The sequence below is a fragment of the Argonema galeatum A003/A1 genome, from assembly GCF_023333595.1.
Lineage (GTDB): Bacteria > Cyanobacteriota > Cyanobacteriia > Cyanobacteriales > Aerosakkonemataceae > Argonema > Argonema galeatum.
In genome coordinates, this window is the sequence record NZ_JAIQZM010000024.1 from 1 (window position 1) to 7,885 (window position 7,885).

Consider the following 7,885-nt stretch of genomic DNA (forward strand, 5'->3'; position numbering starts at 1 on the left):
TCTGCCCCTCTGCCCCTCTGCCCCTCTGCCCCTCTGCCCCTCTGCCCCTCTGCCCCTCTGCCCCTCTGCCCCTCTGCACAAGCGCTCAAATAGCATAGTAAATACGGAAGAGCCGATAAGTTCTGTTGCTATCTCGGCTTCACTACTAGCACCGAACAAGGGGCCTCCGCAACCACTTGACTGCTGACAGACCCCTGCAAAATCCGCTTCAAACCAGTTAAACCACGGCTCCCAATCACAATCAGGTCGGCTTGATAGATATTAGCAAGGCGGATAATTTCTTCGGCTGGGTCGCCTGTGACAATTTCTAATTCACTTTGGCAAGGCAAGTTGGCCTGGTAAGATTGCAACTGCTTTTCAATATATCTGTAAGGCAGTTCCTCCGAATTACCGTGAGGCCGGTCGGCGGCCCATTCTGTGTCAGCTTCTGGTGGAGGCATAACGTGAGAAAGGATGATTTTCATTGCGGGTTGCAATTGGATCTCATATAGAGTCCCAATCACCTGCTCCGATAGCTCTGAAGCATCAAGGGCCACCAGAATTGTTTTGATCACAGATGAAATCTCCTCAGAAGAATTAAAAACTTAGCGATCGACACCGACCATTCAGGACTGGGTTTAGTTTAGCGATATTGTGGCATTAAACTTGTCAAATGTATTTTACAGTTTTTTCCGCTTTGCCTTCGCCCCACCTCATAGCCGTTAGGCTTAGAACTGGGATGGATAAGTTTAGAAGAAGCGGTATGCCAACCGCTTCGTTGGCGAACTGATGCCATCAGACTTTACGATACCGCATCAAGCCCCAGCTTTTAGCCCTTAAGGGCTTACAACCCCTCGTTCCCAGGCTCTCGCTTGGGCATACGGAGTCGCACTGACTCGGCGTGAGAAGGAAGCCCTTCGGCATTAGCTAGAACATCGATCGCGTTGGCTACCTTTTGGAGTGCGGTTGGCGAATAACTAATAATTGACGAGTGTTTCATGAAGGTTTCCACTCCCAGTGCTGAAGCGTAGCGGGCTGCACCAGAAGTCGGCAGAGTGTGGTTAGGCCCTGCCAGGTAGTCTCCCACCGCTTCGGGGGTTGAGGAACCCATAAATATGGCACCGGCATGGCGAATTAGCTCCAGCATCGCCCAAGGGTCATCCACTTCCAGTTCCAGATGTTCTGGCGCGAATTCGTTGGAAAGTTCCGCTGCTACTCCTAGCGACTCGACCACAACAATTAAGCCGTAGTGTGCTAGAGCTTTTTCCGTTAGCAGGCGTCGCGGGTGATCCCGCAATTGCCATTCCACTTCTGCCTGTACTTTCTGCGCCAGCAGTTCATCGGTAGTTACCAGGATGGCAGCTGCCATTGGGTCGTGTTCTGCTTGCGCCAACAAGTCCGCCGCCACATAAACTGGGTTGGCCGTTTTATCGGCAATTACCAGTACTTCTGATGGCCCTGCTAACGAGTCAATCCCAACCGTACCGTAGACTAATTTTTTGGCCAGCGTCACATAAATGTTACCTGGGCCAGTAATTACATCTACCTTGGGTATAGTTTCTGTCCCGTAGGCCAAGGCGGCGATCGCTTGAGCGCCCCCCACCCGATAGATTTCGTGGACTCCCGCTTCCTGTGCTGCCACCAGTACCGCCGGATTAATCGCCGCAGGGGAGATGCCAGCAGCCATTTGCGAGGACTTCAACTCTGATTTTGTTGCCTCTAGCCCGGTAAGCTGACTCGGACTCGCTGGTGGCGTCACCATCGCAATTCGAGGCACGCCAGCCACTTTCGCCGGGATGGCATTCATCAAAACGGTACTGGGATAGGCAGCCCGACCGCCAGGAATGTAGATGCCAGCCCGGTCTACTGGGGTGTAACGCTTCCCCAACACTACCTCATCGTCTTTAAACTGAACCCAGGATTTGGGGACTCGCTGTCGGTGAAACGCTTCTATCTGTCCTCTTGCGAACTGAATTGCCTCCAGTAACTCTTTGGACACCTGTTGGTAAGCGGCATCTAATTCCGATCCGCTCACCCGCAGCTGTTCTGAAGTCAGATAGGTAAGGTCAAATTCTTGAGTATAATGCAACACTGCCCGGTCGCCTTGGCGCTTTACCGCCTGTAGGACTTCCCGAACTGTTGCTTCTTTGTGAACAATTTGGTCAGTGGAAGTGCGATCGCGGATACGCCGCAATTCCGCCTCTGCCTCAATCCGCTGAGTAATGATTCGCAGCATGGAGTTAGGAATGCCGTTTCCTTTGGAATTACCCTTTTTGAGAATGGGTCAAAAGGCATCCAGGCCAAAAATTGCAGATGCCAGCGTTACCCGTACTCGTTTCTCTAGCTTAACGTGGATTTTTATCGGGATCGCTCTCTCGTCAGGATAGATGTTATATTAAGTCTTCGAGGATTTTGAATGTTCATTATTATAGAGTTACTTTGGTACTGAGCAGTGGCTAACACTAAGTCCGCTATTAAGCGAGTTCAAATTGCAGAACGCAACCGTTTGCGTAACAAAGCTTACAGTTCAGCGGTCAAGACCCTGACTAAAAACTTCTTGGCGGCCCTCCAAAGCCACGGTGCCAAGCCTAGCCCTGAATCGCTACAGGAAGTACAGCAGCGCATGGCATCTGCCTATAGCAAAATTGACAAAGCGGTTAAGCGAGGTATATTACATCCCAATAATGGGGCTCGCAAAAAATCTCGCTTGGCCCGCGCTCTCAAACGCTACGACAGCAATACAGCATCTGCTGCTTCCTAGCTGTTTGTGGTATTAGGTAGTTGGGAATGGCAAATTTTAGATTTAAATTTGCCGAGCTAAAATCCAAAATCCCCTCTTCCCTCTCCCTCTTCCTTCTTAAGCCCTTGTTTTGACTTTTGAATGAGTGACTTCCCTAGCCCCTTTGCCCCCTCCCCTTCTTAATGCAGTTGATCGACACCCACGTCCACATCAATTTTGATGTGTTTCAGTCTGAACTGGAGGCAGTGCGACAGCGATGGCTAGAAGCAGGCGTGATTCGTCTGGTGCATTCCTGCGTGGAACCGGATGAATTCGCAAGCATTCAAGCTCTAGCTCACAAGTTTCCCGAAGTGTTCTTTGCTGTCGGGTTGCATCCCCTAGACGCCCATAAATGGGTACCCCAGTCCGAAGACCAAATTCTGTCTTTAGGAAAGTCCGATCCCAAAGTAGTTGCTATAGGCGAAATGGGATTAGATTTTTATAAGGCAGAAAACCAAGCCATACAAGAAACTGCTTTTTTGGCTCAGCTAGATGTGGCGAAGAAACTCGATAAGCCAGTGATTATCCACTGTCGCGACGCAGCAGCGCGAATGCGAGAGCTATTGCAGGATTATTGGGCCTCTAGGGGCGCGGTACAAGGAGTTATGCACTGTTGGGGAGGAGGGCCCCAAGAAACGGAATGGTTTGTAGATTTGGGTTTCTATATCAGCTTTAGCGGTATTGTGACATTCAAAAACGCCACCCAAATTCATGAATCGGCTAGGATAGTACCGATATCGCGCTTGCTGATTGAGACGGATTGCCCTTTTTTGGCACCAGTGCCCAAGCGGGGTAAACGCAACGAACCGGCTTATGTGCGGTATGTTGCTGACCGAGTGGCTTGTCTGCGGGGTGTCTCGACGGAAGAGATCGCGAAAATTACCACTGAAAATGCCTATCGACTGTTTGGCTTTAGTTAGGGGGCATGACTTGTATAATGGTTTTGTTTGCTATGATAGGCGATCGTGTTTGACTGCGATCCGATCGAAATCCAGAATTCCGTTGTGCGGATTTCGGATGATTTTCACGTCAATAGGTTAAAGCTTGCGCCATAATGGTAAAAGGAATAAGGCGCTATGAACTCTATCTTGACTTAATCTGCACAGCGTAGCCATTTTAGGCCACAATTCACCGCCACAAATAATAATCAGAGGGCACTTGTGTGTGCTATCTGTTGGAAAACGGAAACAAATCTGAAAATAGGGGCTTAGTAGATCTATTCACCACTCCTACCCAAAAACCATAAACCGTATAGGTGCGAAGCATTCCCTTGGATAACTTGTTGGTTAAAGCCAAAGATATGTTACCGAATGCTTCCTCCCCAATGGATGCGCCCTTGAGTTCGGGCAATATACGAGCGGACAATGCCAACTATCAACTATAATGACATCCCACCCCGATCGTGTCGCAAGCGACTCGCCCTTACTATCAGTTTTTTCCAAGATATACTTTGCACGCACATAAACTGACCGTTTGGTATTCAGTAAAAAAAGTTACCCACTACTCGCTACCCGATGACTAATCAGACTTACACGGAACCCACTGTCACTTTACCAGACTTAGTTGAGATTCAGCGAGCGAGCTTTCGCTGGTTTCTGGAAGAGGGGCTAATTGAGGAACTGAACAGCTTCTCGCCGATTACCGACTACACCGGCAAGCTGGAGTTGCATTTCTTGGGAAAGGATTACAAGCTGAAGCGTCCCAAATATGATGTGGATGAGGCGAAGCGCCGGGACAGCACTTACGCCGTGCAGATGTATGTGCCTACACGGCTGATTAATAAGGAAACTGGCGAAATAAAGGAGCAGGAGGTCTTCATTGGGGATTTGCCTCTGATGACCGATCGCGGCACTTTTATTATTAATGGAGCGGAACGAGTAATAGTGAACCAGATTGTCCGCAGTCCTGGGGTTTACTATAAGTCAGAGGTGGACAAAAACGGACGGCGCACCTACAGCGCCAGCCTCATCCCCAACAGAGGAGCGTGGCTGAAGTTTGAGACAGATAAGAACGACCTCGTGTGGGTACGCATCGACAAGACCCGCAAACTCAGCGCCCAAGTGTTGCTGAAGAGTCTGGGACTGTTGGATAACGAAATCTTTGATGCCCTGCGCCACCCAGAATATTTTCAGAAGACTTTGGAGAAGGAGGGGAATCCGACAGAGGAGGAAGCCCTGATGGAGCTATATCGCAAGCTGCGACCGGGTGAGCCGCCCACAGTTTCTGGGGGACAGCAGCTGTTGGATAGTCGATTTTTTGACCCGAAGCGATACGATTTGGGTCGGGTGGGCAGGTATAAGCTGAATCGAAAGTTGAGACTTTCGGTGGCGGATACAGTGCGGGTGCTGACGCCGCCAGATATTCTCTGTTGCATCGACTATCTCATCAATCTGGAATTTGATATTGGCAGCACGGATGATATCGACCACTTGGGAAATCGCCGGGTGCGATCGGTGGGGGAACTCCTTCAGAACCAGGTGCGGGTGGGGCTAAATCGGTTGGAGCGGATTATTCGGGAAAGGATGACTGTCTCGGATGCGGAATCTCTGACTCCCGCCAGTTTGGTGAATCCGAAGCCTTTGGTGGCGGCGATTAAGGAGTTTTTTGGCTCTAGTCAGCTATCTCAGTTTATGGACCAGACCAATCCACTGGCAGAGTTGACTCACAAGCGCCGACTCTCAGCACTCGGCCCTGGCGGTTTGACGAGAGAGCGGGCGGGTTTTGCGGTGCGAGATATTCACCCCTCCCACTACGGACGGATTTGTCCCATTGAGACGCCAGAAGGACCGAATGCGGGTCTGATCAGTTCTCTGGCGACTCATGCGCGGGTAAATCAATATGGCTTTCTGGAAACTCCTTTCTGGCCTGTGGAAAATGGCAAGATATTGAGTTCTCGCATCCCTGCCTATATGACTGCGGATGAGGAAGATGATAAGCGGGTTGCGCCGGGGGATATTCCCATAGATGAAGAGGGAAAAATCTTGGGGGAAACTGTTCCGGTTCGCTATCGCCAAGAATTCACCACTACTACGCCTATGCAGGTGGATTATATGGCGGTCTCTCCAGTCCAGATCATTTCTGTGGCGACATCCCTGATTCCTTTTTTGGAACACGATGATGCGAACCGAGCGCTGATGGGGTCGAATATGCAGCGCCAAGCGGTTCCGTTGCTGAAGCCGGAGCGTCCGCTGGTGGGGACTGGGTTGGAGGCGCAGGCGGCCCGTGATAGCGGCATGGTGATAGTTTCTCGCCACGATGGTGAGGTGACTTATCTGGATGCAGAGAGGATTCGGGTGAAGACGCATCGTCCAGAAGGGGCAGAGGGACAACAAAATACTATTTCCCCTACGAAAGCTGAAGCACGTCAAGCTCGCAACGAACAAGAAGTTGAATATATCTTGCAGAAGTATCAGCGATCGAACCAAGATACTTGTCTCAACCAACGTCCGCTGGTGAAGATAGGCGCTGTAGTGAAGGCGGGTCAGGTTTTGGCAGATGGTTCGGCAACTGAGGGTGGCGAAATCGCTCTGGGTCACAATATCCTCGTGGCCTATATGCCTTGGGAAGGTTACAACTACGAGGATGCCATCCTCATCAACGAGCGTCTCGTCTCTGACGATATCTACACTTCTATCCATATCGAGAAGTACGAGATCGAGGCTCGCCAAACGAAGCTGGGCCCGGAAGAAATCACGAGAGAAATTCCCAATGTGGGGGAAGATTCTCTTCGCCAACTGGATGAGACGGGCATCATCCGCATTGGGGCTTGGGTAGAGGCGTCCGATATCCTCGTGGGCAAGGTGACGCCAAAGGGCGAATCTGACCAACCTCCAGAAGAGAAGCTGCTGCGAGCGATCTTTGGGGAAAAGGCTCGCGATGTGCGGGACAACTCGCTGCGGGTGCCGAATGGTGAGAAGGGACGAGTGGTGGATGTGCGAGTTTTCACCAGAGAACAAGGTGACGAACTTCCCCCCGGCGCAAATATGGTGGTGCGAGTTTATGTTGCCCAAAAGCGCAAGATTCAGGTGGGGGATAAGATGGCGGGTCGCCACGGGAATAAGGGGATTATCTCCCGCATTCTCCCCCTAGAAGATATGCCCTACCTGCCAGATGGAACGCCAGTGGATATTGTGTTGAATCCGTTGGGGGTGCCAAGCCGGATGAATGTGGGTCAGGTATTCGAGTGTCTGCTCTCCTGGGCTGGGGAAAATCTGGGTACGCGGTTCAAGATCACTCCTTTTGACGAGCGCTACGGCTTAGAAGCTTCGCGCACCACAGTTCACGGCAAACTGGAACAGGCGCGGGAAGAGACGGGCAAAGATTGGCTGTTTGACCCAGAAAATCCGGGCAAGATAACTGTCTACGATGGGCGGACGGGGGAGGCATTCGATCGGCCCATAACTATTGGCAAGGCGTATATGCTCAAACTCGTTCACCTTGTGGATGACAAGATTCACGCTCGTTCTACCGGACCCTACTCTCTGGTGACGCAGCAGCCTCTGGGTGGCAAGGCGCAACAGGGCGGTCAACGCTTTGGAGAGATGGAAGTTTGGGCGCTGGAAGCTTTTGGCGCTGCCTATACCCTGCAAGAGTTGCTGACTGTGAAATCGGATGATATGCAGGGACGGAACGAGGCGCTGAATGCGATCGTGAAGGGCAAGTCCATTCCCCGTCCCGGCACTCCCGAATCTTTCAAGGTTCTCATGCGAGAACTGCAATCTCTGGGACTGGATATCGCAGTCCACAAGGTGGAGACAGCAGAAGATGGCAGCAGTCGCGATGTGGAGGTAGACCTGATGGCAGATGTGGGAAATCGGCGCACGCCATCTAAACCTACTTATGAGTCGCTCAGCCGCGAAGATTTGGTAGAGGAAGACTAGGAATTTTAGATTTTAGATTTTGGATTTCAAATTTCCTAGAAATCTAAAATCTAAAATTAAAGGGGTTTTGGATTTAAAAGAAATTTGAAGATTATTCTTAGCTGTCTTCATCCGTCTTCATCAGCGTTAAAAAATTAACCACCGATGAAAACAAAGAATTTGACGAGATCGCCCTAACACCAACAATGAGTAAAGACATCATAATCCTTACACATAGGCCACCAAAAAAACTCACGTTCTTATTCTT

The 7,885-nt window shown here is 50.6% G+C and carries 5 protein-coding genes; 3 read left to right on the forward strand and 2 right to left on the reverse strand.

What is annotated here, in order from left to right; genetic code table 11:
• Positions 1-128: 128 nt before the first annotated feature.
• Positions 129-554 carry a universal stress protein gene (locus tag LAY41_RS21865; RefSeq protein WP_249102891.1) on the reverse strand — a complete coding sequence of 142 codons (426 nt, stop codon included), beginning with the start codon at positions 552-554 and terminating at the stop codon, positions 129-131.
• Positions 555-823: 269 nt separating this feature from the next.
• Complete coding sequence (hisD, locus tag LAY41_RS21870; RefSeq protein WP_249102892.1) at positions 824-2,215, reverse strand: histidinol dehydrogenase; 1,392 nt, start codon at positions 2,213-2,215, stop codon at positions 824-826.
• A 216-nt stretch (positions 2,216-2,431) separates the two neighbouring features.
• On the opposite strand from hisD, the gene rpsT reads away from it, so the two are divergent.
• The 3 genes from rpsT (at position 2,432) to rpoB (ending at position 7,638) form a co-directional block, all read left to right on the forward strand.
• A complete protein-coding gene (gene rpsT / locus LAY41_RS21875; protein ID WP_249102893.1) occupies positions 2,432-2,740 on the forward strand; it encodes a 30S ribosomal protein S20 in 309 nt (102 codons plus the stop codon).
• Positions 2,741-2,901: 161 nt separating this feature from the next.
• Entirely contained in the window at positions 2,902-3,678 is a 777-nt protein-coding gene (locus LAY41_RS21880; protein WP_249102894.1) for a TatD family hydrolase, read from the forward strand.
• 594 nt (positions 3,679-4,272) lie between these two features.
• On the forward strand, positions 4,273-7,638 hold the full coding sequence (rpoB, locus tag LAY41_RS21885) for a DNA-directed RNA polymerase subunit beta (protein WP_249102895.1): 3,366 nt from the start codon (positions 4,273-4,275) through the stop codon (positions 7,636-7,638).
• The last annotated feature ends 247 nt before the right edge of the window (positions 7,639-7,885 follow it).

What these genes read in the sequence shown, in the direction of transcription:
- rpoB (WP_249102895.1), top strand. Translation starts at nt 4,273, where the DNA reads ATGACTAATCAGACTTACACGGAACCCACTGTCACTTTACCAGACTTA.
- hisD (WP_249102892.1), bottom strand. Translation starts at nt 2,215, where the DNA reads ATGCTGCGAATCATTACTCAGCGGATTGAGGCAGAGGCGGAATTGCGG.
- LAY41_RS21880 (WP_249102894.1), top strand. Translation starts at nt 2,902, where the DNA reads ATGCAGTTGATCGACACCCACGTCCACATCAATTTTGATGTGTTTCAG.